Consider the following 26,230-nt stretch of genomic DNA (forward strand, 5'->3'; position numbering starts at 1 on the left):
AACGGTGCGACGGGTTCAGATGAGGAAACATTTCATGACGCCGATGCCCTCAGGATTAACCCCGGTGATGTTGGCGCTGACAATGATTCGCCCGTCCTGACGGGAGACCAGTTGAACCGGCGCGCTTTTTATTGTGAAGTCCGCAGGGGTGTAGCCGGTGCTGTTGAAGGTGGTGTCCAGGCTCCCGTCCACATTGAAGCGGGCAAGCAATGGCCACCAAAAAGCAGCAGCAACCACAATTTTGTTATCGGGTTGTACCAGTGCACAGCTCCAATGATTTTCACGCTCGGCATCGAACTGGGTCAGCAGCGGTTTGCCCTGGTTGAACATGAGATGGGGGCTGCCATTGGGCGTCAGCGCAACCAGCAGGCCCAACTGGTGAGGAGCACCTCGGGTAAAGGCTTCGCCCGCAGCGATCAAGCTATGGTCGGCTCTTTCGATTACGGTATTGAACACTGAGCCATGATCGGGCAGATCCACGAAGTGAAAACCTGACGAATCGGCAAAATCCCTGTCAACCTCACCGTTGTGCTTTAGCCGTACCAGCGTCGCGACGTTGTGCGCAGGCTGGGCACGGACATGGCCAGCAATGACCACATTGCCACCCTGAGAAAGGCAGCCATTGATGGCCGTCGCGGCATGGGGATCAGGTATTTTCAGTTCCCAGCGACCATTGCCATTGAACCCCGTGTCAGGTTCTCCATTTGATAGAAGACGAAAAACCACGCCCGTTGTCAGCTGCAACTCATTGTGGCGCAGTAAGTAGTTGGCGGTGACCAACAGCTTGCCATCTGGCTGAATCTGCAAGGTACAGGAGTTTGTCAGCAGTTCCTCGTACACGGGCGTTGCGATGACAACGCTGCCGTTGTTGCCAAAGGAGGGGTTGGGTTGACCGTGCTTATCGACGCACGTAATCGCCAGATCAGCCCAACCTGAAGGGCCTTCCGTCCAGCCCTGCATGTAGATAAGTCCAGGTTCGCTTTGCTGCACCACCAACTTGCCGCCGGAACACGCCGCCCCGGAATTGAAGCTTCCCAATAAAATGCCATTGTTGGCGAACGTCCGATCGAGAGTGCCGTCGCTGTCGGTGCGTCCAATGACATATTTGTACTGTTCTTCGTGATGCACGTAGGCACTGAAGATCGTCTTGCCTTGTAGATCACTACTGAGTCCCATGAACAGGGCTAGCACTTGGAATGCTGGATCGTCATCCAGTAATTTACTCAGGTAGGCAATGCTGTCTTCGTCGCCGAATGCTGGATCTGGCGTGCCGGGTGACCGGTTCGCCTTGGGATGTGAAAGCGTCATCAGTTGTCCGCCGTTGTCGATTGATGTGGTGTTTTGAACGTGGGGTACAAGGCATTCACGACACCATTCATTCGATACTGCGCAGGAAACTGTGGGTGCTTGTTCTGAAAGACTACGGCTGATGTTTTCGATACGTCTACTGTCAGAAGTAACAGGTAGCGACCGACGGCTTCAGCCCTGGCAGAGCGTCTCCTGCAAGTGTCGCCAGATCACTCGCCCGGATGGGTGTTTTTCAAAAACCACCGTCGAGCGCCGATCTGTATACGACCCGCTTGCATCGGTTTGCTGCTCTCGGTAACTCACCGTCGCCCCGCGTTCGTGCAGCGCAATCGCGCGCAGTTCACTGAGCTCAATCCTGAACCCGGGTTTCTTACCTCCAGCCATCCGAAACAGAGCGCTCAACGCCTCGAAATTCAGCATCCGGCCCAGCGGCGAAATCATGGAGAACTCAGGCGAAAACCGCGCTAGCAGTCGCTCCAGTTCAGCGTCGTCTCCCTCCACGGCAAACCATCGTTCGATGGCCTCATGTGCCTGAATCACTTCTTCAAAGTATTCGCTGTAGTCGGTCATATGGATTTTTCCTTCAGGGGATTAGGCGCCAGCAGGGCGAGCACGGTGGTTGAGTCGAAGCGCAGCACGCTGACCATCGGCAGCAACGTGAGCAGCGCGGCAGCGAGGAAGCAGTAGCGAAAACCCTCACCACCCAAAGCCCCCAACAAGGAGCTGAGCAACGCCGCGCCGAGGCAAAAACCAAGCTGACGATTGATATTCCACAGCGCACTGGAGTGGCCCATTTTTTCTGGCGTGATACCGACAAACGCGAGGGTCTGCGCAGTGACGCTGCACAAGCTGCCGCCCAGGCCCATCAGGGCGTAGGCGATGATCAGCGGCGTGCTGGCGGGTTGTTCGATGCGCATCAGCAAGACGATACCGAGGCATTGCAAAAGCATGCCGGCGCTCAGCAACGGTTTGGGGCCGAGGCGGTTGAAGACGCGTTTGCCGAGCATGATCGCCACGCCCGAACCCACTGCCCATGGCAGCATCAACGCCCCGATTTGCGCTGCGCCTAAGCCAAGGATGTGCAGGTACAACACGGCGATCATGTGGGTGCCGGTGAAGACACCGGGCACGCACAGGTAGATCAGCATCGCCAGGCGCAAAGACGGATTCTTGATCAGTTGCAGATCGAGAATGGCGTTGGGTTTACGCCAGCCGTCACGCAGATAAATGCACAGGGTCAGGACGCTGAGCACGAGGACGAAAAGACCGAGGATGCGGGTGTCTGTTTCGCTCAGCATGCTGACGGCGATCAACAACAAACTCAGCGCAGTCGCCGCCAATAGCAAGCCGCGCGCATCCAGCGTCGGGCGTTCACTCGAAGGCTGATCGGCTTTCAGCCAGAACAGACCCAGGCCAAACGCGAGCAGCGTCACCGGTAAATTCAGGTAGAAAATCCACCGCCACGACAACGCCTGGACGATCAATCCACCCGCCGCTGGCGATAATGCAGGCACCATCAGCGCCACCAGCAACACCACACCGGTGAAATGCGCGCGCTGCGTCGGCGGAAACTCTCGATAGGCCAGCGCTTGACCCACTGGCAGCAACAGCCCACCCCCAATCCCTTGCAACAGCCGCCAGCCGATCAGGCTCTCGATCGATCCCGCCTGCGCCACCAGCGCCGAGCCAATCGCGAATAACAGCAGCGAGGCAAGAATCAGCCGTCGTTCACCAACCCGCGCCGCCAGCCACACGCTCAGGGGAATGATCAGCGTCAGGCCCAGCATGTAGGCGTTGGTGATCCACGCCAGTTCGGTCACCGAGGCGTGCAGTTGTTGGGCGATGTCGGGGTAGGCAATGCTGGCGACAAACATGTTCAGCAAGTCGAGGGCGAACCCCAACAAATACACCAGCGCGACTTTTGAGCGATAAGCCATGGCAGCTTCCCTGTGATGAGGCGTGCAGGGTAGGGCGCTTCAGGCCATAGGAAAACGCTGGTTTGCCTGCTAGTTTGTCAAAATTATTTTGACAAGGAGTGCCGTGAACATGGTCAGTCTCGACCGTTTCGACACATTCAAAGCGGTGGTTGAGGCCGGTTCGTTGACCGCTGCCGCCGACACTTTGGGCCAGACGCGGGCGGTGGTGAGCTTCAACCTCAAGCGGCTGGAGGAAGAATTGGGCGTTACCTTGCTCACCCGTAATACCCGGCAACTGGCGCTGACCGACGCCGGCGAGCGTTTTTATCGACGCTGTCTGCGTACGTTGGACGAAGCACGATTGGCGATCGAGGAAGCCCGTTCGGAGCATTCACAGCTCAAGGGTACGTTGCGCATCACCACCACGGTGGAGTTTGCATTGGCCCAGGTGGTGCCGGCGCTGGAGGTGTTTCGTCAGCAGCAACCGCAGTTGAATATTCACCTGTCGACGTCCTCGACCCATGCCGATCTGATCTCCGAACGGTTCGACATGGCGATTCGTCTGGGGCGCATGCACGACTCCAATTTGCGTGCGGTGCAGTTGTCGACATTCGAGGTATTCGCGGTGGCCGCGCCGAGTCTGGTTGAGCGTTTTGCACCGGTTGCCACGCTGGCCGTATTGGAATCAATGCCGACATTGGGCCATGGGCGGGTGCCGGAAATGACCGTGGCCGATCCCTTTGGCACCGAGCATTTTTACCAGCCAAAACCGGGCACCACGGCCATCGTCGCGGACAACTCGGCGACGTTGCGGGCGTTTGCGTTAACCGGGCAAGGCGTGGCGATTTTGCCGCAATGGTTGATTCAGGATGATCTGGACGCCGGACGCTTGCAGCGCTTGTTGGCGGATTACCGGTTTGCTCAGCAAGGGGTGTATGCGTTGTATCCGGACACACGGCATTTGCCGCTGAAGGTGCGCGCGTTCATTGATTTCATGAAGGGCTGGGGGTGAAGGTTTGTGGTGAGGGGCTGGCCTCTTCGCGGGCAAGCCTTGCTCCTACAGGGTTCGGTGTTATTCGAGGTATCAGGGAATAACGCAAAACCTGTAGGAGCAAGGCTTGCCCGCGAAGGCAGCACATGGCCTGTGGGGCCACGCACGCTTTACTTGTAGTACTTGTTCACGACCACCAGCGCTTGCTCGATGGTTTCATTGACCGATAACTCGTCATCTTCCATGAGGGCGACGATGCGCTTGTCATTGGCGATATTGGCGTCCGGTTTTTTCAGCTGAGCGGCGCGATTCACCACGATGTAACTCAGTACATGGCCACGGCTTTTGGTGAACGGCAGGTCAATGGCTTTGTACATGGACTGTTTCACGTAGTCATAACGCTCAGTCGACGACAAGCCTTTGAAGGTGTCCGGGTAGTCTTTATAGATCTCGGCGGAGTAGCGGCCGACGTCTTCTTCACGGGCTTCGGCAAACATGGCTTTCTTGCTCGTGACCTGAGTGCCTAGCTCGTTGAACAGCTTGTCGCCTTCGGCGATTTGCGCAGCGCTCATCTTGGCTTTCAGCGCATCGGTCGCGGTGGTGTCATCAGACTTGGCGAGGATTTTCGTCCAGGCATAAGCGGCGGCCAGGTTGCCTTGGGCTTCGTACTGGCTGATCAGTTCCTTTTGCGCTTCAGGGTAGCCGTGCAGCGAAGAACGCTCCAGCCAACGGCTGGCCAGTGCAGGATCCGCCTTCACGCCATCGCCGCCGTATTGGTAGACCTGGTACAGACCGTATTCAGCGCACCAGTCGTTCTGTGTTGCCGAATAGGCCATGTAGTTGAAGGCGTCGGTGCTGCGTTGCTCCGCGGATTTGCTTTCGTCCTGGCCGGCAATGATCGAGAGATAGCAGAAAGCGCGAGGGTGTTTCGGCGCGGCCAGTTCCAGGCAGCTTTTGGCCGAATCCCATTCCTGATCTTCGTACAGTTGAAAACCAAGACCAAAGAGGATGTCGCTGTCCATTTGTGCATTGCAGTGTTCATTGCTGGTTGGCGTCGGCAGCACACTTTGCAAGGTCAGCTTGGGCAGCGTGTCGTTGAGCGATGACTGTTTCGGCGAGGACTGGTCGGACGTAGCGCTGCAACCTGCCAGCAAAGCAACCAATGCCAGTGGCAGCACGTTGAAAACTTTCAATGGATATTCCCTGATCTGCGATTGAGTAAAAGTCGCATGGAACGGGCAAGGGAGGGCAGGAGGGTCAAGCAATCCGTGCTTCAGTGTTACGCCAGCGATTCCATGCTGCATGAGCCGGGCACAAACGCCGCGAAGGTCTCAAGTGCGCGCATTTTACTGAATGCGCCTGGCTGCACAACCGTCATGGCGCGGATCGGGTTGTTGGCACAGGGCAGGATCGTTATATTGCCGGCCCTTTCCAGCCTGCAAGGAGCAAGCGGATGAAGTACATCGCGGGATTTATCTTCGCATTGATGGCGCTGCTCAGTACCGTCGGCGCTGTTTATCAGGGCTACGATTTTTTTGATCTGAGAATCAGGGGCCTCAAGGCTCCGGCGCAAGTCTTGAGCACCTCAAGCTCAAAGATGACGAATGTCGGCAGCGGCCATAGTTACACCACTACCCGAACGGTTGCCTTTGTCACGGCGGACGGCACACCGGTCATTCATGAATTCAGAGATGAGTTCTCCGGTGCCAAAGCGGGAGACACGGTAAGTGTGTTCTATAACCCTGCCAACCCCCGCGAAATCATCGCTGGCACGTTCTTTGGACTTGGATTGTTTCTGTCATTGATCATCTTTGCACTGTTGAGTGTTTTGGGGATCCAGTTCGCCTGGGAGGATTGAGGGTTTTCCCAGGCTCAGATCTGACGATTCAAGCCGAAGCGCTTCATCAGCGTCTTCTCCAGCAACCCCTTGGGCAGCAACGCCGCGAGCAGCGGCAACGCCCGGCTGCCGTTGCCGATGCGAATCAGTCGAGGCGGTTGGTTTTGCTGTACGGCTTTCAACAATACCGCGGCAAACTCGCTGGCCGGCGTCGGATTGTCCTGCGAGGCCTTGGCCCGTGCGCGGATGCCCTCACGCAGGGGGAACCACGGCGATTGTTCATTGATCAATTGTTCAGCCTCGTGCCCGGCATTCTTGGCGAAGCTTGACTGAATGGCACCCGGTTGCACCTCCATCAGCCGAACGCCGAACGGTGCCAACTCCATGCGCAGGGCGTCGCTCAAGGCATGCACCGCCGCTTTCGAGGCGCAATACGCACCGGCAAACGGAGTGACCAGAATGCCCGAGACACTGCCGATGTTCACCACCAGACCTTTGGCCCGGCGCAGCACCGGGAACAGCGCACGTGTCACGCCGACAATCGAAAACACATTGGTTTCGAACTGCCGCTGCATGGCCGGCACACCGCCGTCGAGCAACGGCCCCATGGCACCATAACCGGCGTTGTTGATCAGCACATCGAGGCCGCCGTGTTGCTGATTGATTTGCTCGGCGAGTTGTTGCAGAGCGGCTTGGTCATTGACGTCCAGCTGCACCGCGGTGAAACCGGCAGCGCTGAGCGCAGCCACGTCCTCGGTCTTGCGCGCACTGGCCCAGACTTCGAAACCGGCGGCTTTGAACGCATCGGCGAGGGCGCGACCGATGCCGCTGGAACAACCGGTAATCAACGCGACGGGCATGGCGCATTCCTTGTGCAAAAAATGAGGGGTTGGGATCAGTCGGAGAAACTACCCTGCAATCGCTCGGCGCGAAACTCCAGGGTTTGCGGACGATAGCCGGGGCGCAGCGGCGGCAGTGGCAAGCAGTCTTCCCAACTGCCGCCGGCCTGTAGTTCGCCGGGGCCGCGGTAGCGTGGAGCGGTGTACTGGTTGTCAGCGAGGTTGACCGTGTCACCCGGCGCATAGGCTGCAATGCGCCAGCGCAGTTCGGTCAGTGGAACGGTATTGCCGTTGTTCATCTTCAACTGCAATGGGCGATCCGCCGGGCATTGCTCCGGCGCGTAGCTGATGCGCAACTCGAGGCGCGCCAGTTGCTTGATCTCGCGGTTGTCCAGCCACACCACCCACATCGCTACCAGACCGAGGCCGATAGCGGCTGCCACTGACACCGGCAAGGCTTTGGCCGGATAGCGCAGCAACAGGATCAGCCAGGTGATGACCAGCAAGATGCCGATGAACATGTGTACAACCTCTAGGAGAGAGAGGGTCATCCTACCTAAGCGTAGGTGAGGTTGGCGATGGGAAGGACAAAGTCAAAAGATCGCAGCCTGCGGCAGCTCCTACAGTTGGAACGCGTTTGCCCTGTAGGAGCTGCCGCAGGCTGCGATCTTTCGCTTCTAAAAAAAAAGCCCCCGCCCAACCCACTGCGGATAGGGGACGCAGCGGGCTGGACGGGGGCTTCTTATTGCAGATCGATCACTGCGCGATGGTTTTCACCGACACGCCACGCTCGATCGGGGTGGAGCGGCCGTAGATATCTTCGAAGCGTTCGATATCGTCTTCACCCAGGTACGAGCCCGACTGAACTTCGATGATTTCCAGCGGGATCTTGCCCGGGTTGCGCAGGCGGTGCACCGAGGCGATCGGGATGTAGGTTGACTGGTTTTCGCAGAGCAGGAACACGTTTTCATCGCAGGTCACTTCAGCGGTGCCGCTGACCACGATCCAGTGTTCGGCGCGGTGGTGGTGCATCTGCAGCGACAGGCACGCGCCCGGTTTTACCGAGATGTGCTTGACCTGGAAACGCCCGCCCATGTCCACCGAGTCGTACGAACCCCACGGACGATAAACCTCGCAGTGGTTCTGGGTTTCGCTGCGGCCCTGCTCGTTGAGCGTGTTGACCATTTGCTTGACGCCCTGAACCTTGTCTTTGTGGGCAATCATCATGGCGTCTTTGGTTTCGACCACGACGATGTTTTCCAGACCGATCACCGACACCAGTTTGCCGTTGCCATGGATCATGCAGTTCTTGCTGTCCTGGATGACCACGTCGCCTTTGGTGACGTTGCCGTTGGCGTCTTTCTCGTTGACTTCCCACAGCGACGACCAGCAACCGACATCGCTCCAGCCAGCGGTCAGCGGCACCACGCAGGCGCGCTGGGTTTTTTCCATGACGGAGTAGTCGATGGAGTTGTCCGGGCAGCAGGCGAACGTGGCTTCGTCGAAGGTCACGGTGTCGTTGTCCTGCTCGCTGCGCTCAAGGGTCAGCAGGCAGGTGTCGTAGATGTCCGGGTCGTGCTTTTTCAGTTCTTCGAGGAAGCGGCTGGCGCGGAACAGGAACATGCCGCTGTTCCAGTAGTAACCGCCGGACGCAACGTACTCGGTGGCGCGTTTGACGTCTGGTTTCTCGACGAAGTGCGAGACGCGGCTGACGCCTTCGGGCAGCAGCGAATCGCCGGTGGACTTGATGTAGCCGTAACCGGTTTCCGGTTTGGTCGCCGGCACGCCGAACAACACCATTTCGCCGTTTTCCGCAGCGACGGTGGCCAGGGCGAGGGCGCGTTGCAGGGCTTTCTGGTCTTCCAGCACGTGGTCGGCCGGCAGCACCAGCATCAGTTCGTCGCGACCTTCATTGACCAGCATCATTGCAGTCAGCGCCACGGCCGGCGCGGTGTTGCGGCCGAACGGTTCCATCAGGATGCGCTGGCATTCCAGCTTACGATTGGCCAACTGCTCGTTGACGATGAAGCGGTGATCCTTGTTGCAGACCACGATCGGGGTGTCCATGCCTTCGAACACCAAGCGCTCGAGGGTCTGCTGGAACAGGGTGTGTTCGCCGGTCAGGGCGAGGAATTGCTTAGGGAACTGCTTACGCGAAAGCGGCCAAAGACGTGAACCGCTACCACCTGACAAGATCACCGGAATCATATTGTTTACTCCATAAAATCGATTGGTTAGAGGCACGAACGCTGTGTCGTTTCACTCTTGTTTTTGTTTCGTACCGAGAGGCGGTCACATGTAGGAGCTGCCGAAGGCTGCGATCTGTTGATCTTGATCCTGAGAAAAATCAAAAGATCGCAGCCTCGTTTCACTCGACAGCTCCTACACGGATCAGCGTCTCCTCGGGAAATGGGTTAGCGAGTCGATACCGGGCGTTTTACCCAGACTGGCGACAGGCTGCTGCCGCTGCCGGTGACGTACAGCACCGCAGCTTCGCCGCGCTCAAGGGCGACCGGTTTTACGTCGCCGACTTTCTTGTCACCTTCGTACAGCGCCAGGCTGACTTTCACCGGGTTGATTTCACGTTCGCCACGGCCTTTGGCGGCGACGTTCGGCACCACGTCGGTCTTGCCGTCGGCGGTCTTCAGGGTCAGCGGTTTGTCGCTGAGGTTCTGCACGCGCACCAGGGATTTCTGCTTGTTCTTGAACGGCGGCTCTTCAATCAGTTGCGGCGCGCCGGAAGCGTTGTTGACCAGGGTGTAGTAGTGGTCACCGGCGAGTTTCACCGGCAGGGTCTGGCTGCCGACTTTGGCGCTGTAATCACCGCCCGGCATGAAGCTGAAGTCGCTGCTGGCCAGTGGCGCAACGTCGCTCAGGTTGGTGCTGCCGACGGTGGCGCTGACTTCAGCGTTGCTGGCGTTATAGACGCGCACGAAGGACGAGCCTTTCGGTGCAGTCGGGCCATAAAGTGCGGCGTCACCACCGGCGAAAGCTTGAACCGACAGCACGCTCAGACCTGCAACCAGTGCAATGCGTTTTGCGAGACGACGAGGAGTAGTAGTGAAAGTCATGGTGTACCTCTCTTTCAGTTTTGCGCCCGATCGGGCGTCTCGGATTTAGTGTTGATTGCTACGTTTTGTTGGCGCGCGCCGGCTTGTTTAAGCTCTGCGACCCACTGCGGGTCGGCGTCGCCGATTTCGTTGTTCACAGGCAGATATCGTTCAGGAAACTCCCAGATCAGCACCTGTGGCGGGCTGTTCTTGAAGTCATCGCTTTTCAGGTAGCTGAGCATCGGCAGGATCGGGCCGTGGCCGTCTTCGGCGTAGCTCACCACGTCGCTGTGCAGCGCTTGTTTCAGCGCACCGACGAAGTTCCAGTTAGGGTTGGCGCTGTAGCTGGTGCCGACCAGTGCCACCGGCACTTCATTGCTGGCGAACAGCGCGTCGTCACCGGCAGGCTGATCGCCAGCCGCGACGGTGTTGCGCTTTTGCAGCGGCTCTTGCGCAGGCATCAGGTTTTCAAAAAGCGGATCGAGCGGCAGGAACAAGCGCAGATCGCCCTTGTGCGTGACCTTCTCGGCCGGTGTGGTGACGAAGCGTTGCGGCTCGCCGCTGAGCGGGAACTTGTCGGCGATGGTTTTCGCCAGCGTGTTGGCAGCGATCTCGGCGCCTTCCGGCGTCCAGTGCGTGTCGGTGCGCAGGAACACTTGCTGACCACTTTGCTTGGCCTGCTGGAACGGCTTGAGCAGGTCAGGGGCGAGGATCTTGTCGGCGGCTACACGAGCATGGAAATCCTGATAGAGATTTTCGTGAATGCTCGCCGGTTTCACTTCCCCCAGATGCTCCGGGTACAGACGAACCTTGGCCGGCACGATCGCCATCACCAGTTTCACGCCTTTCGCTTTCAGGGTCTGGCGCACGCCTTCAACCAGCGCGTAGTTGCCTTGCAGGTTCAGCTCTTCGTTGACGATCGGGTTGAATTCTTCATCGCTGTACAACCACTGATCGCGACCGAGCACCACGCCCGGACGACCTTCGTTGAACAGTTTGAAATCCAGCGCGGCCCAGAGATTGGTGCCCAGACGCTTGATCGGGAATTCATCGTCGTAGTGCGTTTCCACAGCCTTGGTCCAGCGGCCGTTGAGCACCGTTGCCTCGGCATTGGTGCTGAAGCCGAAGAAACTGCGAACCGACCACAGACCCAAGACCAACAGGGTCACCAGGAACAGGGCGATGTAGAAGATGCGTAATGAGCGGGTCATGTCAGATCCCTCAGAACTGGAAGTAAAGGAACGGCGAGAAGCTTTGCGCCGAGAGTTTGAGAATCGAGGCGATGAACAGCAGCAGGATCAGACCGCGCATCACGTAGCGCGACCAGTCCGCGCTCCAGTAGGCCGGTTGCACCTGGGCTTCGACGCCGACGGTGTAGCCAGGCTCGTGGATGCTTGCCGGGTTTTCGCCAGGCGCAGCCTTGATCATTCCCGGAGTCGCGGTGGCAGGGCCGTTGGCCTCGACGTTGACTTCAGGTTTGGTTTTGGCTGGCGGTTGATTGGTGTACAGATCGCGCAGGCCGAAGAAGGCCAGCGTTACGTACGCCACCACCAGAGTTGCCACTTGCAGACCGGTGAGGCTGGCCTGATTGAGTTCCGACAGCGACCAGTCGCCGAAGCTGAACATCGCACCGTACATACGGCCGGCGACATGCAGGTTCTCGGCACGGAAGATCACCCAGCCCATCACCACCAGCAGGAAGGTCAGCGCCCAGCGGATCGGGTTGAGGCTGCGTGGCGAAGTGTTCAGACCCAGCGCTTTTTCAATCGCCAGCCACATGCCGTGCCAGGCGCCCCAGACGATGTAAGTGATGTTCGCGCCGTGCCACAGACCACCGAGGAGCATGGTCAGGAACAGGTTGCGATAGGTCATCAGCGTGCCTTTACGGTTCCCGCCGAGGGTGATGTACAGATAGTCACGCAGCCAGGTCGACAGGCTGATGTGCCAGCGGCGCCAGAACTCGGTGATCGACTGGCTGATGTACGGCTGTTTGAAGTTTTCCATGAAGCGGAAACCCATCATCAAGCCCAGACCGATGGCCATGTCGCTGTAACCGGAGAAGTCGAAATACAGCTGCGCGGTGTACGCCAGCGCGCCAAGCCAGGCATCACCCGTGGTCGGGTTTTGCAGGGCGAAACAATGGTCAGCGACCACCGCGAGGGTGTCGGCGATGAAGACCTTCTTGATGAAACCCTGCATGAACCGCGTGCAGCCCTCGGAGAACTTATCGAGGGTGTGCGTGCGGTTGTTGAACTGGTCGGCGAGGTCGCGGAAACGCAAAACCGGGCCGGCAATCAAGTGCGGGAAGATCGCGACGAAGGCGGCGAAGTCGATCAGGTTGCGCGTGGCCGGGGTGTCGCCGCGATACACGTCGATGATGTAGCTGATCGACTCGAAGATGTAGAACGAGATACCGATCGGCAACAGCACGTGGGTGAGGATGAACGGCGACAGACCGACCGACGTCATCATCGCGTTGATGCTGTCGACGCCGAAGTTGGCGTACTTGAAGTAGCCGAGGATGCACAAATCGACGGCGACACCGAGCAACAGCCAGCGCTGCGCCGGTTTGGTTCGCACGCCAGCGGCACCGACTTTGAGGCCGATCCAGTAGTTCCACAGCGTGACGGCGGCGAACAGCGCGAGGAAGTCCACACGCCACCAGGCGTAGAACACGTAGCTGGCAATCAGCAGCAGCAGGTTGCGATAGCGTTGCCCGCTCAAGTAGTACAAGCCGAGAAAGATCGGCAAGAACAGAAACAGGAACACGTTGGATGAAAATACCATCCCGATCTCTCCATGTTTGAACCAACAGTCAAGGGCCAAAGCCCCCCCAAACCCCCCACGAAAAACCGGCGGGCCAACTCAAATTCGATGCCCCCTGTAGGAGCTGCCGAAGGCTGCGATCTTTTGATCTTGATCTTCAAAGGCCAGATCAAAAGATCGCAGCCTTCGGCAGCTCCTACAGGGTTGTGGTGTTACGAGCCTTTGTTGCCCTTCTCATGCGACGGGTCGTAGACCTTGGTCAGGTCGCCGCCGAGGCGGAAGGTCTTGAACGGCTGCATGCCGCGCTTCTTCTCGATGACATCCGGCGCACAGGTGTAGAGCGTGCAGAAGGGTTCGAGCCAGGCGAATTTCATGTCCTCTTTCAAGTCGGTCATGTCCTGCTCTTTGCCATTCTTCTTCTCGAATTCATCCGGGTCTTTCACCCCCGATAACACCCGATCACCCAGACGCTTCAGCGCACCGTTGTTTTCCTGACGCAAATCAACACCGTTGACCTGAGCGAAGCTGGCGATCATCGCCAGCGGCGGCAGGGCGTAGTTGTGATAGGCGAGGGCGCGTTGCTGGCGCTTGAGTTCGTTCGGCAGGTAACCGTCGGCATCGATCTGATTGGCGCCGACCTTGTATTCCTTCACCGCCCAGTCAAACAGGTCGCGGCGGTTGGTCGCGACCGAGGTCGCCATCACCGACCATGCGGCCCAGTACGAGTGGTTGTTGGTTTTTTCCAGCGGCAGGTTGTCCCAATCGCTGACCACCTGATCGGCCATTTTGCTGAACCATGCTTCGATCAACTGCGCTTCCTGCTGATGCTGCGCCAGCGGATGCGAGTCGGAGAATTTCAGGCGAATGTACGAAGAGGCCATGCTGCCCAACGCCCATTTGCGCATCGACTTGCCGGTGTGGTTGAAGTCTTTCGACATCAACGCATCGGCCTTGGCCCACGCGGTCAGCCAGTTCAGCGTGCAATCGAGTTGCTCCGGACGACCGTCGCGCATGAACTGCATCACCCGTTTGGCGGTGCCGCGTTCCAGCGTGGTGATGTCTTTGGTGGTGTCGCGGAAGGCTTTTTCCGACTGCACGTTCAGCGTCGAACGCGCCTTGTCCGAGCCTTCGTATTTGCTGCGAAATTGCAGCGGCCCGGTGTACGGCGCCGGCATCGCATCGCAGCCTTCGCTGTTATCGCCAGTCTTGAATTTATCCACAGGCGCGAAATAGCCCTGGGGTGGACGCAGTGGCGCGGCGGCCTGAGTCGCCCCGGCGAACATCGCCAGGCTCAACAGCGTCGGTGCCAACAGATTTTTGAGTTTCGGAGTTCGCATAGCAGACCTCATTGCCCGACCTGAGCGGTTTGTTGCCCAGCGCCCGGGAATACGTTGCGTTTGCAGATTTTCGCTTCGACTTTTTGTGGCGCGGTGCCCGCTTCCGGGCCTTGGACTTCGACCGCCAGCAGGTTCTGCGTGGCCCAGTCTTCGTCCGTGCGCAACTCAAAGGCGAAACGACCGTCGGTGTCGGAGGTTTCCGGTTTCTCGATCTTGATGTCCTCGTGGCGACCGTTCATGTACCAGAGGGTGGCTTGCAGGGTTTTCACCGAAGGGTCGGCGAAGCGGATGTCGACCTGATGGCTGCTGTTCTGCAGGTTCAGGTTCTTGCTGTTGACCAGCAGTTCTTGTTTGCCGCCCGGCTTGAGCGTGGTGCTCGCGGTCATCTGTGCGTCTTTGCCTTCGCAGCCGTTGTCGAGAAGAGACATCATCTGGCGATAGATGGTTTCCTGGTCGAGGCGGTACAGCGGCGAGAATTCCCAGATGAGAATTTTCGGCGGGGTCTTCTGGAATTCGTCGCTGCCCAGGTACTGCAACATCGAACCTTCCAGACCGCCGCCAGGGAAGGCGACGTTGAGAATGTCGGCGCCGATGGCTTCTTCGAGGAAGCCGGCGAAGTTGTAGTTCTTGCCGCTGTGCGAAGTACCGACGAGGGTGATTTGCGGATTGCCGGAATCACCGAACAGGTCGCCATCACCGGCCTCGCCCTTAGGCTCGGTGGTGAACTGATCCATGTACTGGATCGCGTAACTGGTGCCGCAGAGTTGCCCGGCCATGTTGTGCAGGGTGCCGGTCTTGCCCATGCGCCCGGAGCGTTTGGTTTCGAATTCACGCTTGGGCACGTCGGCGAAGGCCGGGATCTGCTTGACCTTCTCGGCGACGATTTTCGCCGTGCGCTGTGCACCGTATGGCGTCCAGTGTTGGTCGCCACGGAAGTAGAAATCGTGGGCGGGCAGGGTGTCCGGCAGCGATTCGTTGGTCAGCGGTGACAGGTCCGGTACGACGTAACCCATCTTGGCGAAACGGCCGAGCATGGTCTTGTAGTTGCCCAGCGCTTTCTCGTAATCGAATGCGGCTTTTTCCTGCGGGTTGAGCTTGTTGCGGTTCACCAGGCCACGGGTTGGCTGGTAAACAATCACCAGCTCGACGCCTTTGGCCTTGAACGCATCGTGCAGCTGTTGCAGGCGTTTGTAGCCGGCCGGGGTGGTGTTGAACTCGGTGCGCAAATCTTCCTGAGTTCGGAACAGCCAGTCGCCTTGTGCCTGCACCAGCGTGGTGAAGTTCTGCTGATAACGCGTGGTGTAGTTCTTCGCGTCATGCGCCGCCGGGCACAGGTTGCAGCACGGTTCGGCGCTGAACTTTGGCGGCGTGGCGGCGGCGCCTTCATCGGCGCGGGCGCCGTTGCTGGCCGCGAGAATGCCCACGGTCAGGGCCGACAGGCTGAGTAATTTGATCAAGTGTGGGTGCATAAAATTATCCTCAGTCCTGCATTTCGGTCTGGCGTTCGACAGGGTCGATCAGCACGGCTTTCTGCTGGCGCACCAGCAGGTCGAGAATTTCATCCTGGCGCTCGCCGAGGATGCCGTTGAAGCTGATGCCGCTGGATTTGGTCGGCGCCAGCATCGACACGCGATACAGCTCGACACTCAAAGGCGAATCGATCGAAAGCGGGCCGCTGCCATTGGCCGCCAGCTCACCGCCGACGACGATCAGCGACACCTGCGCATCGAACGGATCGAGCTTGATGTCACGGTCGGTGTCGCTCAGATCCTTGATGTGGCCGTAAACGCCGGTCAGGCCGTTGGCCATGGCGACGTTTTCGTAGAGGCGGATGTTCACGCTGTTACGAATGCGGATGCCGTGGCGTTTGTTGCTGATGACCTTGTTGCCCCACAGCAGATTGTCGGCGGACTCGTAGAGGGTGATGCCGTCGGTGTGGTTCTTGTAGATCTCGTTGTAGGCAATGATGTTGTTGACGCTGTTCCGGTCGATCACCAGGCCCGAGAGGTGGTTGTCGAAGCTCTTGTTGTTGAAGATGAAGCTGTCGTTGACCTCACGGGAAATAATGATCCCGTGCTTCTTCTTCGTGCCGTGCACGGTGTTCTCGGCAATGATCAGGCCGTGAGAACGGTCGTGCGGGTCGATGCCGTAGACGATGTTGTCTTTGTAGGTGTTGCCCTTGACCACGAAGTCGCGGGTCTCGTAGCAGTAGAAGCCGTACCACATGTCGGAGAACTCGGAGCCGACGATCCAGCCGGTCGGCTCAGGGCGCTTGAGCACCTTGGCCATGTTCGGCGTGTACTGGGAAATACTCACGCCGTACGACTTACTGTTGGCGTAGCCGAAACTGGCCATTTTGCTGTTGACGATGTAGGTCTCGGTGCCGCCCCAGGCGAGCAGGAACGGACGGAATTCCTTCGGCGAACGGAAGGTCGCCGGGCCGTTTTCCTTCTCGCGCCAGCCAGTGATCTTGGTGTCACGCACGAAGAGCTGACCGTCGTTGACCAGGAACGAACCGGCCTCTTGCGACAGGCGCAATTCCTGGGTCTGGCCATCGATTTCGAGGATGCCTTTACGGCCAACGACGATCGGCAGCTTCGACAGGTACACGCCCGGCGAGGTTTCGCTGAAATACTGCTTGGGCAGTTTCTGCGCCAGATCCTTGAGGTTCATGTAGCCGTCGTCGACGAAGATCGCCTGCGGGATGCCGTGCTGACGCACCACCCATTCGGCCATCTTGTTGTCACCGCCGATGAAGTCCTTCAGCGCGTCTTCCTGCATCATCCGGCGCACGCTGATCTTGCCCGGTTTGCTGCGGACGATCTTCGCCGCAGCGGCTTCGGCGGTGAAGCCGGAGAGGTCGGGCAGTTTCGGCGCGGCCAGATTCAGCGCGTCGGTTGGCGCGCTGCTGACGGTGTAGGTCTTGGCCTGTTGCAGTTCTTTGGCCACGGTGGCCGGCTTGGCCGGTTGTGGCGCCGTCGGCTCCACATTGGCGAAGGCGCCGGCGCTGGCCAGCAGCATCGCGCCGGCCAGCAGGCTGAGTGAGCCTATCCTGGTGCTGATCATGTCGGGCACTCCCTTGGCGGTTTGCATCAGAAGCGCCAGATCACGTCGATGAACGCGCGGTGCATGTACGAATCAACCTGCTTGCCGTAGGCATCGCCCGGTTTGAACACACCGCCACGGAAACGCACGAGGGCCGAAGGCTCGTCGATCGACTGGCTCAACGCCGCCGGCAACAGGCCTTGTTTGAAGTACTTGGTGACGACCAGGTCCATCTCCTGACCGAGATCCTTGTTGCCGTCTTCAAGCGGCAGCGAGGTGCTGGAAAGAATGGCGCCGGTGGCGTCGTCGGTGTTGTTTTCCACGGCGTTGATGCCGTTGCTGCCCACCGGCTTGTTGCCGTCGACACGCCAGAATTTGTGGTAGATCAGGCTGGCGTCGTACTCGTCGTTGACCATCCACGAACCGAACAGCGTGGCGGTCTGCATGTTGTTCATTTCGCCACGGAACGCTTCGCCGAAACGGTGAACCCGCGAGCGCGTACCGGTGTAGTTGGAGCGGTTGCTCTCCAGACCATTCTGTTCGTAATCGGCGCTGGCGCGGGCGTAGGCACCGCCGACTTGCCATTGCGGATCAAGGCGCAGGCGTACACCGATGTCGGTGGCCCAGCCGTTGACGTCATCGCTGCGCTTGGCTTGTGCCGGGCGCGAACCATCGGCGTTCAGCGCGTTGACCGTGTCGCGGTCGCCGCTCATGCCGGTGATGCTGCCCCAGTAGTTGACGGTGTTGGTGTTGCGCCAGTTGTAGGCGTCGCTGTCGGCGGTCAGGCCGAGCCAACTGATGTCGCCGTTCTCGGTTTTATCCAGCGAGTCGCGCGGCACACCCGGCTCGGCGTAATCGAGTTTGCCGTCGTCGTGGGTATGGTGGCCACGAATGCCGACCCACTGGCCCGGCGTCCACTGGTAAGCGGCGTCGGCGTAGGCGTGCAGGCGATCTTTGTCTTTCGGCGCCAGCTCTTTCAAGTCGGTGCGGTATTCGCTGAAGCGTTCGGCGACACCAGCGTTGGCACGCAACAGGGTGGTGTCGAAGGTCCAGTTCAGCGCTTCGATGTTGGTGTCGCGCCATTGGCCGTCGTCATTGCGCAGGCGCTGGCGACCGAACTTGAGCATCTCGCCTGGGTACGGGGTGAGGCCGCTGTAGCCGACCCAGAACTCGCGCATCGCCAGGTAGTTTTTCTTGGTTTTGCGATCGCCGTTGTCGGTGGCTTGTTCACCGTCGGATTGTTGCAGGGTGTCGGTTTCGATGATGTCGGTCGAGGTCACGGCCTGGCCCATGGCGTAGGCGCTCCACGCGCCGCTTTCGCCGTAGATCCACGGACGCAGGTCGAGGCCGACGCCGTTGACGTCGCCGCCGCTGGCGGTACCGAGGTCACGGTCGTCTTCGGACTGGCCGGTGACTTTCACTTCGAGGCCGAAGTTCTTGGTTTCAGTCATCGCGGCCAGTGTCGGGCAAGACCAGATCAGCGCGAAAGTGAGGCCAATGCCGGCCTTCACGAATGGGTTCAACTTCATAATTTTTCCTCGCCGTCTTCTTCTTGCAGGGCGTGCAGTTGCAGCGTGTTCTGGTTCAGAGCGCCACGGCTGGCTTGCTCCTGTTGCAGCAGACGCTGGGCTTCGGCCAGACGCTCGGGCGGCAATTGCGCGGCGAGGGTGGTCGCCAGCTCATCGGCTTGCGGGGTGTTTTGCGCCTTGGCCAATTGGCTGAAGACGTAGGCGTTGACCGGGTCGGGCTGGGTGCCCTTGCCTTGGGAGAACAGTTGGGCGATGGCGAAATCGGCGCTGTTCTGACCGTTGCGTGCAGCGGTCAGCAAGTGGTCGAGAGCCTTCTGCGGATAGACCTTGCCGAGGTAGCCACGGCGATAGATCTGGCCGAGGTAGTAGTCGGCGGCAACTTCACGGCCAACGGCTTTCTGGAAATGTTCTTCAGCGACTTTGGCGTCGGCCGGGACCATTTTCCCTTCGTAGTAGAGCTTGCCCAGCAACAGTTCGGCGCGCGGCTGGTCGGCGGCGCGGCCGTTGTCGAGGTACTTCATCATCTGGTCGACGTCGCCCAGTTCCGGATAGTCGTAAAGCAATTGCGCGAGGGTCACCCACGACGCCGGGTAGCCTGGAGCGATCGGCTCGAGCAGCGACTGCGCGGTTTTTTCGTCAGGTTTGCCCAGGGTCGAATCGGCCAATACACGGGCCACCGAATCGACGCGCTGCGCGGTGACGGTGCCACGGCTGTAACCGGCCTGCATCTGCTTGATCAGCTCGGCTTGTTGCTCAGGCTGCGCGCGTTTCTGGTACACGGTGGCCAGTTCGACGTAGCAGATGTCGGTGGTGTTGAGCGCGGCCTTGCAGATCTTTTCCACGTCATCCAGGTGCTGGTCGTAGGTGCCTTGGGTGCGATACAGCAGCACTTGGGCCAGACCCGCTTCCGGGAAACCGGATTTGCGCCACTGATCGATCTGCTGCTGAGCGTTGATGTTGGGGAAGCTGTGCGGGTATTGCAGGTACAGCATCGCCAGCGGGATCAACGTGTTGCCTTCGCCGTTGGCGGCGGCTTTTTTCAGCAGGCTTTCGGCTTCCTGATGCTCGGCTTCGGTGGAACCCGGTTTCGCCACCAGCAGGCGACCAAGACGCGCCTGAGCACGCGGCGAAACACTGGCAGCGGCGCGGTAAGTCGCTTCGGCCTGTTTCATTTGCTCAGGGTCGCGGCTGTCGACCTGGATATCGGCGAGACCGACTTGCGCTTCGCTGTAACCCAGATCGGCCAGTTGCTGATAATTCTGCGCAGCAGTGGCGGTGTCGCCACGCTTGAGCGCTTCGTTGGCCAGACGCTGATCGGGCAGGCCGGCGCAACCGGCCAGAGACACTGCCAGCGCCAGCGAGCACACCACATGAACTCTGTGGGAGCTGGCTTGCCAGCGATTCAGTCGACTCGGTATTCCAGTTAAACCACTGTGATCCAATCGCTGGCAAGCCAGCTCCCACAGGGATCGCGGTGTTTTCAGGATGGGTGGAGTAGTCACAGGCATGTCCTCGACTTAAAGACCGGCAGCCATGGCTTTGTCGATCAGCCAGTTCAGGTTCGGGCCACGGTCGCTGTTCACTTCCACCGGGCGACCGGCGAGGCTGCTGTCGAGCGGCTCGTCAGGCTTGATCTGCACGCGGATGTCGGAGGACAGGTCTTCGCTTTTCAGGCTGGTGCTGCTGACGATCTTGCCGGTGCGGGTCTTGTCCTCGCCGGCGATCTGGAAGCTCACCGGCGTACCCGGACGCACGTCGCCGAACTGGCGATAGGAGAAGCGCGCATCAACGTTGGCCAAGGTGTTGCGCGGCACCAGTTGGAAAATCACGTCGCCCTTGCTCGCGTATTGACCGTCAGCCACCAGTTGCTGGGCCACGGTGCAATCGCACGGCGAGGTCAGGGTGCCGGTCATTTGCTTGCCGAACAGTTCTTCAACCTTGGCCGGGGACAGTTGATCTTCTTCCAGGTGGCCTTTGAGCACGTCGAGCATGCTGGTGCTGAAGGTCGCCAGTGGCGCGCCTTTGGCGGCAACGCCGTCGGACTTGACCAGGCTCTGCACGGTGCCGTCGCGCGGCATGGTGATGTTCATCCCCGGCACGCTGACGAGGCCAGCCTGCGCGTGGCTGACGAAGTACATGCCGTACACCGATTTGAAAATGAAGCCCGCCGCGACCAGACCGACCGCGAAGATACCGGCGCTGAAGGTCACGGCTTTCAAACGACCGAACGGGGTCATGCCGGAGCCGCCGTCCTTGACCTTGCGCGCCTTGGTGAAGTTGTCGCGCTGCAGGGTCGCCAGCACTTCGCCGATGCTGACGATGTCGCCGGCCAGGTGCGAAGTGATCAAGTGGCGCAGGGTGGAAATGTCCTGTTGTTCCAGGTTCTGGAACTGGCAGCCGACGCGGCCGGTCTGGCGGTCGTAGGAACGCACTTGCAGTTCAACGTCCATCGCCAGGCCGAGGTTGTCGATGACGAATTGCAGACGCGCCTTGTACACCTCGCCGATGGTCAGCGGCATTTGCCCGGCGTTGAACGCCAGACCACCGGCGGACAGGTCGAGCACCCGCGCTTCTACCGGGGTCCGGTCGGGACCGAAGAAGCGCAGTTTGGCCGGGATTTTCACACGGGCGTGTTGGCGCTGGGCTTCGGATTCATGCACTACGTTGGCGTTGACGGCGGTATTCATAGGGGCGATTTCCTTGTTAATTCAATAGGGGCGGGTCAGACCATCATCAGCAGCACGGCGACAAAAATGCTGCCGGCGGAGAAGGTCATGGTCCGAGACGACCAGGTGTTGAACCAACGTTGAAAGCTGGCGAGATCACGGGTCAGGGATGTGGGTTGGCGCGTCCAGGATTGTTGGTCGAGGCGGAAGAACACGTAGATCTTCACCAGCGCGCCGACGATCTGGTTGTAGTAAAGAATCGCTGGGTAAGCCGGGCCGATCCGGTGACCGGAGCACGACAGCAGCAGGGTCAGGATCAGGCGGGTGATGCCGATCCACAGCAGGTAAACGAGGATGAACGCGGTGCCGTATTTGAAGCTGGCGATGATCGCCACGGTCAGGCCGAGCAGCGAGGTCCACATCGATACGCGTTGATCGAACAGCACCACCGAGGTGAAGGCGCCGAGGCGTTTCACACCCAGGCCCAGTGCTCGCGAGTTCTGGCGCAGGTTGTTGCCGTACCAGCGGAACATCAGTTTGCGGCTGGCCTTGATGAAGCTCTTTTCCGGCGGGTGTTCAACGGTGTTGATCGCTGCGTCAGGCACGTAGAAGGTGTCGTAGCCAAGGCGCATCAGGCTGAACCAGCTCGACTTGTCGTCGCCGGTCAAAAACTTGAAACGGCCCAGACGCCAGTGTTGCAGCGAGTCACTTTCAACGTCGGCGATGAATTCCGGATTGGTGACCACAGACGCTTTGAATACCGACATACGCCCGGTCATGGTCAGTACGCGCTTGGACAGAGCCATCGAGCACATGTTGATGTGGCGCTGGGCGAAACGCAGCTTGTGCCATTCGCTCATGATGTAGCCGCCGCGCACTTCGCAGAATTCGTTGGTGGTCAGGCCGCCGACGTTGCCGAACAGTTGGAACCACGGCACGGTCTTGCGCACGGTGCCTTCGCCGAGCACGGTGTCGCCATCGATCACGGCGACCACGGCGCGGTCGTCCGGCAGGTGACGGGAAATCGCGCGGAAACCGTAGGCCAGGCCATCACGTTTGCCGGTGCCGGGAATGCGCACGAAGTCGAGCTTGACGCGCTCGGGCGGATTCATCCGCGCCCACAGTGCCTTGACCAGCAGCTCATCGGACATTTCGACGATCGAGCAGACCACGGTGGTCGGCAGTTCGCAGTCGATGGCTTCGCGGATCACCGAGCTGTAGACCTGCGCGGTGGTCAGCGCGTCGATACGGAAACTGGTGACCATCAGGAACACATGCGACGGGTCCGCCGCTTTACCCAGCTTGCGCACTTTGCGGCGCAGGTGCGGGTAAACGATGTAGAGGAAAATCATGCCGCGCACAAAGTGCGTTGCACCCATCGAGTAGCGCCAGATACCCACGGCGCCGATCAGGAAAATGAAGTCCTTCGACTCGGAGTCGAATGTGGACGTGGGCAGCATCAAGGCCATGCCCATCAACAAACTTAGGTAAAACAGCCAACCGGCGGCCTGAAGTAGGCCGTGTTTTAGCCTGTGCATAATCTGCATCCGTCTCTATCTCGGGGCGGGCCCGATGGGGTTAAGGCAGGCTTACAAAAACTTGCAAGGACATGTAGGAGCTGCCGAAGGCTGCGATCTTTTGATCTTTCGCTTGGGATTTTGGTGTTCCCGAAAAGATCGCAGCCTCGTTTCACTCGACAGCTCCTACAGGGCTCGCCGCAATCCGTGAGTCCCTGTAGGAGCTGCCGAAGGCTGCGATCTTTTGATCTTTCCGGTTCACTCGGAACTCAAATGTTGCCGGTAAAGATCGCAGCCTCGTTTCACTCGACAGCTCCTACATTTGGGTTCTGTTGCGCGGCGTCGCGAGGGCGGCGCCGTGCAACGTCTGCCTTACCAGCAGATACCTTCGGTACGAGTACCGGCGTCGGTGGCCTTGGCCATGAAGCCGACCAGGTCGATGACCTGTTTGCCATGCGGCGCTTGTTGCGCCAGCGCACGGAATTTCTCGTCACGGTTGCCGAGGATGATCACGTCGGAGTTGTCGATCACCGAATCGAAGTCCGCGTTGAGCAGCGACGATACGTGGGGGATTTTCGACTCGATGTAGTCTTTGTTCGCGCCATGAACACGGGCGTACTCGACGTTGCTGTCGTAGATGCTCAGGTCGTAACCCTTGCCGATCAGCATCTCGGCCAGCTCGACCAGCGGGCTTTCGCGCAGGTCGTCGGTGCCGGCCTTGAAGCTCAAGCCGAGCAGGGCGACTTTGCGTTTGTCGTGGCTTTCAACGATGTCGAAGGCGTTCTGCACTTGCGATTCGTTACTGCGCATCAGCGAGTTGAGCAGCGGCGCTTCGACGTCCAGGGAACCGGCGCGGTAGGTCAGGGCGCGCACGTCTTTCGGCAGGCACGAACCGCCGAAGGCGAAGCCCGGGCGCATGTAGTACTGGGACAGGTTGAGGGTCTTGTCCTGGCAGACCACTTCCATCACTTCACGGCCATCGACGCCGACCGCTTTGGCGATGTTGCCGATCTCGTTGGCGAAGGTCACTTTGGTCGCGTGCCAGACGTTGCAGGTGTACTTGATCATCTCGGCGACAGCGATGTCCTTGCGGATGATCGGTGCGTCGAGTTCTTCGTACAGCGATTGCAGAACGTCGCCCGAAGCCTTGTCGAATTCGCCGATGACGGTCATCGGTGGCAGGTCGTAGTCGGCGATGGCGGTGGATTCACGCAGGAACTCAGGGTTGACCGCAACGCCGAAGTCGACGCCAGCCTTTTTGCCGGAGCAGTCTTCGAGAATCGGGATCACCACGTTGGCAACAGTGCCCGGCAATACGGTGCTGCGTACAACGATGGTGTGGCGGGTGGTTTTTTCACGCAGAACAAAACCGATCTCGCGGCACACCGCTTCGATGTAGTTCAGTTCGAGGTCGCCGTTCTTCTTGCTCGGCGTACCGACGCAGATCATCGACAGGTCAGTGTCACGAATCGCTTCGGCGAAGTTGGTCGTGCCACGCAGACGACCGGTCTGGATACCCTGTTGCAGAAGTTCGCCCAGGCCCGGTTCAACAATGGGGGATTTGCCAGCGTTGATCATGTCGATCTTGTCTTTGGCAACATCGACGCCAACCACGTCATGGCCACGTGCAGACAGGCAACCGGCACATACTGCGCCAACGTAACCCAAACCAAATATGCTGATGCGCATCGCAATTACCTCTGTATATATCAGGCCTTAGAAGGCCGGAGTTAATGGTGTTCAGCGTTCACTAGTGCACTCGAAAGTGCGGCTTACAGGCGCCACAATGCCGTGTGCAGGCATACAAAGTTCCGAGTGTCTAAATAAGTGCACTCAAGATGTGCGCAACCAGGCCTTATAGTTATGACTTGCCCTGTTATGCAGCGGATCTTCTTTCTGGAAGACTCTGGTGCATTCGTCTTGCGCGCTCGATGTCAGGCGAGAAGCCCGTAGATCAAGCGGTCTGGTGCTCAGGCGAGCACGTTTATAGGGGCGCGGCCATGGCCTTGCAGGGGATATTAATGCTGCGTATCTCCTGTCCTTCGTTTGTTTTGAGACTAGTTAGTCATCTAGGCAAGTTGCTGTGACAACTTGGTTACATGGCTATCTGCTCCGCGTAAGTTATCTCGTACAAACTCGGCGAGAATCGTTACCGGTGGTATGAACTACGCATTTGGACATAGTTCCAGTCCGCTCATCGCGCCATCTGAAATTTTTTGAAATATTGGCAAAGATGGCACTGGTCTCAATTTGATAGCACTTTCCGTTTCGCCCTTTATTGATAGGGGCATAATCGCGCTAGATAGTTTTGTGCCACTACTGTGAAAAAAGTTAGGTGCCACTACTGAAAAAAATGATCAGTGTCGAGTGAAACTAAAATTAGAAAAGACAGGGATTATTTTTTGGCGCCATAAAAATGGCGAAACAAGGCGGGGAATTTTTGACAGCGTGCAGGCTGCACGACTCTTGATAGAAAGAGTCGTGCAATAGGCATGCTTTATTCGGGGGCGTGGTCGCGCAGAAAGACCAGATTGTCGGGTTTCGATTGTTCGGCGCTGTAGCGATAACCCTGCACATCGAACTGCTTGAGCTGAGCCGGATCGTTGATCTTTTCCTGAATCACAAAGCGGCTCATCAGGCCACGCGCTTTCTTCGCGTAGAAACTGATGATCTTGTACTGGCCGTTCTTCTGATCCTTGAACTCGGTATTGATGATCCGCGCGTTCAGGGCGGTGCGTTTAACGGCCGAGAAGTATTCGTTGGACGCCAGGTTGAGCAGTACGTCGTCGCCCTGATCGGCCAGCGCTTCGTTCAACCATTCACTGATGCGCGTGCCCCAGAAGGCGTAAAGGTCTTTGCCACGGGCGTTGGCCAGTTTGGTGCCCATTTCCAGGCGATACGGTTGCATCAGGTCGAGCGGGCGCAGCAGACCATAGAGGCCGGAGAGCATGCGCAGATGCTTTTGCGCGTAATCGAAATCGGCTTCGTTGAAAGATTGCGCGTCGAGGCCGGTATAGACGTCACCCTTGAAGGCGAGCAGCGCCTGCTTGGCGTTCTCCGGGGTGAACGCGGGCGTCCAGCTGCCGAAACGCGCGGCGTTGAGGCCGCCGATCTTGTCGGACACGTGCATCAGTTCGCTGATCTGCGCCGGGGTCAGCTCGCGCAATTGCTGGATCAGTTCCTGGGAATGGTCAAGGTATTGCGGCTGGGTGAAGCGCTGGGTCGCCGGCGGTGTTTCGTAATCGAGGGTCTTGGCGGGGGAAATCACCATCAGCATGAAGTCGTCTCCTTTAATCGTGGGGGCGATTCTAGGGGGTTGTCCGAGTTGACTCCAGCTATGAGCGTGATAGGTGATCGACGGCTTGGCGCATTCCCTGTAGGAGTGAGCCTGCTCGCGATAGCGTTCTGACATTCAACAGGGTGGTGACT

21 protein-coding genes are annotated in these 26,230 nt (G+C 58.9%); 2 read left to right on the forward strand and 19 right to left on the reverse strand.

The genetic code is table 11. The features are described 5' to 3' along the window. Positions 1–15: 15 nt before the first annotated feature. The 3 genes from ACQ4MY_RS01390 to ACQ4MY_RS01400 all read right to left on the reverse strand — a co-directional run bounded on the left by ACQ4MY_RS01390 (position 16) and on the right by ACQ4MY_RS01400 (position 3,245). The gene (locus tag ACQ4MY_RS01390) at positions 16–1,308 is read right to left on the reverse strand and encodes a hypothetical protein (protein WP_440093325.1); all 1,293 of its coding nucleotides are present in this window, start codon (positions 1,306–1,308) and stop codon (positions 16–18) included. A gap of 171 nt (positions 1,309–1,479) precedes the next feature. Further along, positions 1,480–1,878 (reverse strand): DUF4440 domain-containing protein, encoded by a 399-nt coding sequence (locus ACQ4MY_RS01395; RefSeq protein ID WP_008085247.1) that lies wholly within the window; start codon positions 1,876–1,878, stop codon positions 1,480–1,482. Continuing rightward, entirely contained in the window at positions 1,875–3,245 is a 1,371-nt protein-coding gene (locus tag ACQ4MY_RS01400; RefSeq protein WP_440093327.1) for a DHA2 family efflux MFS transporter permease subunit, read from the reverse strand. Before ACQ4MY_RS01400 ends, ACQ4MY_RS01395 begins: the two co-directional genes overlap by 4 nt. Before the next feature lie 109 nt (positions 3,246–3,354). Here ACQ4MY_RS01400 and ACQ4MY_RS01405 point away from each other — a divergent pair, with 109 nt between their 5' ends. After that, positions 3,355–4,236, forward strand: a complete 882-nt coding sequence (locus ACQ4MY_RS01405) for a LysR family transcriptional regulator (RefSeq protein WP_008085243.1) — start codon at positions 3,355–3,357, stop codon at positions 4,234–4,236. Between the two features lie 149 nt (positions 4,237–4,385). Here ACQ4MY_RS01405 and ACQ4MY_RS01410 read toward each other — a convergent pair whose 3' ends face one another. Then, positions 4,386–5,408: a sel1 repeat family protein gene (locus ACQ4MY_RS01410; protein WP_440093328.1), complete on the reverse strand. Its 1,023-nt coding sequence runs from the start codon at positions 5,406–5,408 to the stop codon at positions 4,386–4,388. Between the two features lie 260 nt (positions 5,409–5,668). Between ACQ4MY_RS01410 and ACQ4MY_RS01415 the strand changes: the two genes are divergently transcribed. Further along, positions 5,669–6,073 carry a DUF3592 domain-containing protein gene (locus ACQ4MY_RS01415; RefSeq protein ID WP_440093330.1) on the forward strand — a complete coding sequence of 135 codons (405 nt, stop codon included), beginning with the start codon at positions 5,669–5,671 and terminating at the stop codon, positions 6,071–6,073. Positions 6,074–6,087: 14 nt separating this feature from the next. Here ACQ4MY_RS01415 and ACQ4MY_RS01420 read toward each other — a convergent pair whose 3' ends face one another. From ACQ4MY_RS01420 to yaaA, 15 genes are all read right to left on the reverse strand, one after another. After that, positions 6,088–6,912, reverse strand: coding sequence for an SDR family oxidoreductase (locus ACQ4MY_RS01420; RefSeq protein ID WP_440093332.1), 825 nt, complete (start codon positions 6,910–6,912; stop codon positions 6,088–6,090). Between the two features lie 35 nt (positions 6,913–6,947). Continuing rightward, positions 6,948–7,412 (reverse strand): multidrug transporter, encoded by a 465-nt coding sequence (locus ACQ4MY_RS01425; RefSeq protein ID WP_440093334.1) that lies wholly within the window; start codon positions 7,410–7,412, stop codon positions 6,948–6,950. A 235-nt stretch (positions 7,413–7,647) separates the two neighbouring features. Continuing rightward, positions 7,648–9,099: a mannose-1-phosphate guanylyltransferase/mannose-6-phosphate isomerase gene (locus ACQ4MY_RS01430; RefSeq protein WP_008085232.1), complete on the reverse strand. Its 1,452-nt coding sequence runs from the start codon at positions 9,097–9,099 to the stop codon at positions 7,648–7,650. Between the two features lie 206 nt (positions 9,100–9,305). Continuing rightward, positions 9,306–9,962 carry an alginate O-acetyltransferase AlgF gene (locus tag ACQ4MY_RS01435; RefSeq protein WP_105705573.1) on the reverse strand — a complete coding sequence of 219 codons (657 nt, stop codon included), beginning with the start codon at positions 9,960–9,962 and terminating at the stop codon, positions 9,306–9,308. Between the two features lie 14 nt (positions 9,963–9,976). Further along, a complete protein-coding gene (locus tag ACQ4MY_RS01440; protein ID WP_008077260.1) occupies positions 9,977–11,152 on the reverse strand; it encodes an alginate O-acetyltransferase in 1,176 nt (391 codons plus the stop codon). A gap of 10 nt (positions 11,153–11,162) precedes the next feature. Next, complete coding sequence (locus ACQ4MY_RS01445; protein WP_160056008.1) at positions 11,163–12,728, reverse strand: MBOAT family O-acyltransferase; 1,566 nt, start codon at positions 12,726–12,728, stop codon at positions 11,163–11,165. A gap of 191 nt (positions 12,729–12,919) precedes the next feature. Continuing rightward, positions 12,920–14,044, reverse strand: a complete 1,125-nt coding sequence (locus ACQ4MY_RS01450; protein ID WP_440093337.1) for a mannuronate-specific alginate lyase — start codon at positions 14,042–14,044, stop codon at positions 12,920–12,922. An 8-nt stretch (positions 14,045–14,052) separates the two neighbouring features. After that, entirely contained in the window at positions 14,053–15,513 is a 1,461-nt protein-coding gene (locus tag ACQ4MY_RS01455) for an alginate O-acetyltransferase (RefSeq protein WP_440093339.1), read from the reverse strand. Between the two features lie 10 nt (positions 15,514–15,523). Further along, positions 15,524–17,110, reverse strand: a complete 1,587-nt coding sequence (algG, locus tag ACQ4MY_RS01460) for a mannuronan 5-epimerase AlgG (RefSeq protein ID WP_053117956.1) — start codon at positions 17,108–17,110, stop codon at positions 15,524–15,526. Between the two features lie 26 nt (positions 17,111–17,136). After that, positions 17,137–18,618, reverse strand: coding sequence for an alginate export family protein (locus tag ACQ4MY_RS01465; RefSeq protein ID WP_008077270.1), 1,482 nt, complete (start codon positions 18,616–18,618; stop codon positions 17,137–17,139). Then, complete coding sequence (gene algK, locus ACQ4MY_RS01470; RefSeq protein WP_256677628.1) at positions 18,615–20,126, reverse strand: alginate biosynthesis TPR repeat lipoprotein AlgK; 1,512 nt, start codon at positions 20,124–20,126, stop codon at positions 18,615–18,617. The genes ACQ4MY_RS01465 and algK overlap by 4 nt, the downstream gene beginning before the upstream one ends. 9 nt (positions 20,127–20,135) lie before the next feature. Beyond that, positions 20,136–21,305 (reverse strand): alginate biosynthesis protein Alg44, encoded by a 1,170-nt coding sequence (locus tag ACQ4MY_RS01475; RefSeq protein ID WP_158830087.1) that lies wholly within the window; start codon positions 21,303–21,305, stop codon positions 20,136–20,138. 35 nt (positions 21,306–21,340) lie between these two features. Next, on the reverse strand, positions 21,341–22,822 hold the full coding sequence (gene alg8 / locus ACQ4MY_RS01480; RefSeq protein ID WP_371924513.1) for a mannuronan synthase: 1,482 nt from the start codon (positions 22,820–22,822) through the stop codon (positions 21,341–21,343). A 351-nt stretch (positions 22,823–23,173) separates the two neighbouring features. Next, positions 23,174–24,490 (reverse strand): nucleotide sugar dehydrogenase, encoded by a 1,317-nt coding sequence (locus tag ACQ4MY_RS01485; protein WP_008087506.1) that lies wholly within the window; start codon positions 24,488–24,490, stop codon positions 23,174–23,176. An 808-nt stretch (positions 24,491–25,298) separates the two neighbouring features. Beyond that, positions 25,299–26,078, reverse strand: coding sequence for a peroxide stress protein YaaA (yaaA, locus tag ACQ4MY_RS01490; RefSeq protein WP_440093343.1), 780 nt, complete (start codon positions 26,076–26,078; stop codon positions 25,299–25,301). Positions 26,079–26,230: the final 152 nt, after the last annotated feature.

Source organism: Pseudomonas sp. SM4 (genome assembly GCF_051913165.1).
In the GTDB taxonomy this organism is placed as follows: Bacteria; Pseudomonadota; Gammaproteobacteria; order Pseudomonadales; family Pseudomonadaceae; genus Aquipseudomonas.

What these genes read in the sequence shown, in the direction of transcription:
- ACQ4MY_RS01390 (WP_440093325.1), bottom strand. Translation starts at nt 1,308, where the DNA reads ATGACGCTTTCACATCCCAAGGCGAACCGGTCACCCGGCACGCCAGAT.
- ACQ4MY_RS01395 (WP_008085247.1), bottom strand. Translation starts at nt 1,878, where the DNA reads ATGACCGACTACAGCGAATACTTTGAAGAAGTGATTCAGGCACATGAG.
- ACQ4MY_RS01400 (WP_440093327.1), bottom strand. Translation starts at nt 3,245, where the DNA reads ATGGCTTATCGCTCAAAAGTCGCGCTGGTGTATTTGTTGGGGTTCGCC.
- ACQ4MY_RS01405 (WP_008085243.1), top strand. Translation starts at nt 3,355, where the DNA reads ATGGTCAGTCTCGACCGTTTCGACACATTCAAAGCGGTGGTTGAGGCC.
- ACQ4MY_RS01415 (WP_440093330.1), top strand. Translation starts at nt 5,669, where the DNA reads ATGAAGTACATCGCGGGATTTATCTTCGCATTGATGGCGCTGCTCAGT.
- ACQ4MY_RS01420 (WP_440093332.1), bottom strand. Translation starts at nt 6,912, where the DNA reads ATGCCCGTCGCGTTGATTACCGGTTGTTCCAGCGGCATCGGTCGCGCC.
- ACQ4MY_RS01425 (WP_440093334.1), bottom strand. Translation starts at nt 7,412, where the DNA reads ATGTTCATCGGCATCTTGCTGGTCATCACCTGGCTGATCCTGTTGCTG.
- ACQ4MY_RS01430 (WP_008085232.1), bottom strand. Translation starts at nt 9,099, where the DNA reads ATGATTCCGGTGATCTTGTCAGGTGGTAGCGGTTCACGTCTTTGGCCG.
- ACQ4MY_RS01435 (WP_105705573.1), bottom strand. Translation starts at nt 9,962, where the DNA reads ATGACTTTCACTACTACTCCTCGTCGTCTCGCAAAACGCATTGCACTG.
- ACQ4MY_RS01440 (WP_008077260.1), bottom strand. Translation starts at nt 11,152, where the DNA reads ATGACCCGCTCATTACGCATCTTCTACATCGCCCTGTTCCTGGTGACC.
- ACQ4MY_RS01445 (WP_160056008.1), bottom strand. Translation starts at nt 12,728, where the DNA reads ATGGTATTTTCATCCAACGTGTTCCTGTTTCTGTTCTTGCCGATCTTT.
- ACQ4MY_RS01450 (WP_440093337.1), bottom strand. Translation starts at nt 14,044, where the DNA reads ATGCGAACTCCGAAACTCAAAAATCTGTTGGCACCGACGCTGTTGAGC.
- ACQ4MY_RS01455 (WP_440093339.1), bottom strand. Translation starts at nt 15,513, where the DNA reads ATGCACCCACACTTGATCAAATTACTCAGCCTGTCGGCCCTGACCGTG.
- algG (WP_053117956.1), bottom strand. Translation starts at nt 17,110, where the DNA reads ATGATCAGCACCAGGATAGGCTCACTCAGCCTGCTGGCCGGCGCGATG.
- ACQ4MY_RS01465 (WP_008077270.1), bottom strand. Translation starts at nt 18,618, where the DNA reads ATGAAGTTGAACCCATTCGTGAAGGCCGGCATTGGCCTCACTTTCGCG.
- algK (WP_256677628.1), bottom strand. Translation starts at nt 20,126, where the DNA reads ATGCCTGTGACTACTCCACCCATCCTGAAAACACCGCGATCCCTGTGG.
- ACQ4MY_RS01475 (WP_158830087.1), bottom strand. Translation starts at nt 21,305, where the DNA reads ATGAATACCGCCGTCAACGCCAACGTAGTGCATGAATCCGAAGCCCAG.
- alg8 (WP_371924513.1), bottom strand. Translation starts at nt 22,822, where the DNA reads ATGCACAGGCTAAAACACGGCCTACTTCAGGCCGCCGGTTGGCTGTTT.
- ACQ4MY_RS01485 (WP_008087506.1), bottom strand. Translation starts at nt 24,490, where the DNA reads ATGCGCATCAGCATATTTGGTTTGGGTTACGTTGGCGCAGTATGTGCC.
- yaaA (WP_440093343.1), bottom strand. Translation starts at nt 26,078, where the DNA reads ATGCTGATGGTGATTTCCCCCGCCAAGACCCTCGATTACGAAACACCG.